Origin of the sequence: Streptomyces sp. NPDC059455, from assembly GCF_042750115.1 — a bacterium.
GTDB lineage: Bacteria > Actinomycetota > Actinomycetes > Streptomycetales > Streptomycetaceae > Streptomyces > Streptomyces endocoffeicus.
In genome coordinates this window covers 7,119-9,491 of record NZ_JBHYVB010000317.1, presented here as the reverse complement: position 1 = coordinate 9,491, position 2,373 = coordinate 7,119, and the positions used below count along the sequence as shown (strand labels likewise).

The 2,373-nt window shown below is 76.3% G+C and carries 4 protein-coding genes; all 4 read left to right on the top strand.

Going from position 1 to position 2,373, the window contains the following annotated elements:
• Positions 1-215 precede the first annotated feature (215 nt).
• Positions 216-590, top strand: coding sequence for a sortase-dependent protein (locus tag ACFXB5_RS50645; protein WP_385222119.1), 375 nt, complete (start codon positions 216-218; stop codon positions 588-590).
• A complete protein-coding gene (locus ACFXB5_RS50640) occupies positions 587-1,195 on the top strand; it encodes a class F sortase (RefSeq protein WP_385222116.1) in 609 nt (202 codons plus the stop codon). The genes ACFXB5_RS50645 and ACFXB5_RS50640 overlap by 4 nt, the downstream gene beginning before the upstream one ends.
• Before the next feature lie 101 nt (positions 1,196-1,296).
• Positions 1,297-1,788 carry an RNA polymerase sigma factor gene (locus ACFXB5_RS50635; protein ID WP_020866784.1) on the top strand — a complete coding sequence of 164 codons (492 nt, stop codon included), beginning with the start codon at positions 1,297-1,299 and terminating at the stop codon, positions 1,786-1,788.
• On the top strand, positions 1,772-2,350 hold the full coding sequence (locus tag ACFXB5_RS50630; RefSeq protein WP_385222113.1) for a hypothetical protein: 579 nt from the start codon (positions 1,772-1,774) through the stop codon (positions 2,348-2,350). Before ACFXB5_RS50635 ends, ACFXB5_RS50630 begins: the two co-directional genes overlap by 17 nt.
• The last annotated feature ends 23 nt before the right edge of the window (positions 2,351-2,373 follow it).

Sequence of the window (2,373 nt, the reverse complement as noted above, 5' to 3'; positions counted from 1 at the left end):
CCCCCCCCCCGCCCCCCCCCGCGGCGGGGGCCGGTGGCGCCCCCCCGCCCCCCCCCCGCCCTCCTGTTGCCCGGCCCCCACGCCGGGCCCGGCAGGGCCGACCGAAACGCTTTGCCACCTCTTTACAACGCGCCGCGCCGCTGCCTCGTCTCTCCGCTCGATCCGTAACCCAGCCCGCCGAACTGCCGGGCGGACCGACGAAAGAGAGCGACTCCATGCGCCGCACTGTCCTCAGCGCGATGACACTCGCGTGCACCGCCGTCCTGGCGACCACCGTGCCCGCGTTCGCCGACGACGCGACCCCCGCCCCCCGCCGTACCCCCGCGGCCTCCGTCAGCCCGGTCCCGAGCAAGGCGCCGGCCAGTACGCCCAGCGCCGCCGCCCAGGCCCCGCGGGAGGAGCCGGCCAAGAAGCGGGACCGCGGCCAGGTCGCGGTCGTGCCGAAGGGCGCGCCGAACACCGGAGTGACGGACGAGTCCTCCGCGTCGTCCGGGAACGAGGGCGCGCTGATCGGCGGGGGCGCCGCCGTGCTCGTCGCGGGCGGCGCGGCGGTCCTCGTCGTCCGCCGCCGGCGGGCGACCGGGGCATGACCCCGTTCTCCAGGCGCGCCTTCGCCACCGCGGCGATGGCCTCGCTGCTCGCGGGCTGCGGTGGCCACCCGGCCCGGCAGACCACGGCCGCACCGCGCTCCGGGAGGAGGCCGCCGCCTACCGGTGTGAAGGCGGCGCGTCCCCTCGGGCGTTCGGTTCCGGTCGGGCTGCGGATCCCGGCCATCGGCGTCGACACCCCGGTCATCCGGCTGGGGCTGGCGCCGGACGGGAGCGTGGCGGTCCCGCCGGTCACGGCCCACGACCGCGCGGGCTGGTACCGGCACTCGCCGACACCGGGGCAGCTCGGCCCGTCGGTCATCCTCGGCCATGTCACGGTCGGCGCCAACGGCGACGGGGTCTTCCGTCACCTGGCGCGGCTGCGCCGGGGCGACCGGGTCGAGGCGCGCCTGGAGAACGGCACGGCGGCACAGTTCGATGTCAGCGCCGTACGGACCGTCGCCAAGGCGGACTTCCCGGCGGACGAGGTCTACGGGAACGTGGACCGCCCGGAGTTGCGGCTGATCACCTGTGGCGGCCCCCGCTCCGGCGACGGCTACCTCGACAACGTGATCGTCTTCGCCACGCTGACGTCCGCCGGCCCCTGACCCACCCCGGATCCCGGGCCCATGGAACCCATACCGGCGGCCCGGGATCCTCCCCTTTGAAGTGCCCTCACGGCCGAGTGCCGTCGCGACCATGGAGTGCGTTGAAACGGTCCCGTGACAGGGCGGCGTCCGAGCTGTTCGCCGCCCTCTACCCGCGCCTGGCCGGCTGGTGCCGTCGGCTCGTCGACGACGACGAGACGGCCCATGAGATCGCCTCCGAGGCGTTCACCCGGCTGTGGGCCCGCTGGACGTCCGTGGAGGAGCCCCGCGGCTTCCTCTACGTCACCGCGGCCAATCTCGTCCGGGACCACTGGCGCAAGGTGGAGCGCGAGCGCAGGGCGATGCGCCGGGCCACCACGGAAGCCGCCGTCCGCCCCCACACCGAACAGTCCGACCCGTCGGTGCGCCTGCTCGTGCAGTCGCTGCCGGAACGGCTGCGCGTCCCGATCCTGCTGCACTACTACGCTGACATGCCGATCCGGGAGGTGTCCGTACTGACCGGGCGCAAGGAAGGAACCGTCAAGGCCGACCTCCACGCGGCCCGGGAACTGCTCCGCGTCCACCTGAGGAGAAGCCTTGACCCCACGCTGTGACGACGGCCCGGAGCACATCGGCCCCGAGCGGGAGCCCGACGACCCCCTCGCGGTGATCCTGCGGCCCCCCTCCGACTACCTCGGCCCGCCCCCCGGCCGGTACGAGGCGGTCCGCCGCGCCGCGGCCCGCCGCAGGCTGCTCCGCACCGCGGCCGGGGTCGGTGTGTCCTGCGCCGTGGCCGCCCTCATCGCGCTGCCGCTCCGCTCGGCGGCGCCCGAGCCACCCGCGCGCCCGACGGTCCCGCTCGCCCCGCCGCCCGCGCCCGGCCGTACGACGCCTCCCCTTCCGTCGGCGTCCGCCGACCCCTCGGCGTCGCCCGCCCCGTCGGTCCCGTCCGAGTCGGCCCGGCAGCGCCCCGGCCGCGGGCCCCGGAGCGAGACATCCGGCCCCCGGGACGGCGCGAAGGTCCCCACCCGCGAACTGTCGGCGGCTCCCAACTCCCCGGCGCGGGTCGTGCCGTCGGAGAGCCGGAGGGAAACCGCCACCACCCCCGGAACGACCCGTCGGGGGGGGGCGGGGCGGGGGGCCCGCGGCCCGCACCGCCGCGCCCGATTCAATTAAGACAGTAGGAGGGTGAGAGAGCA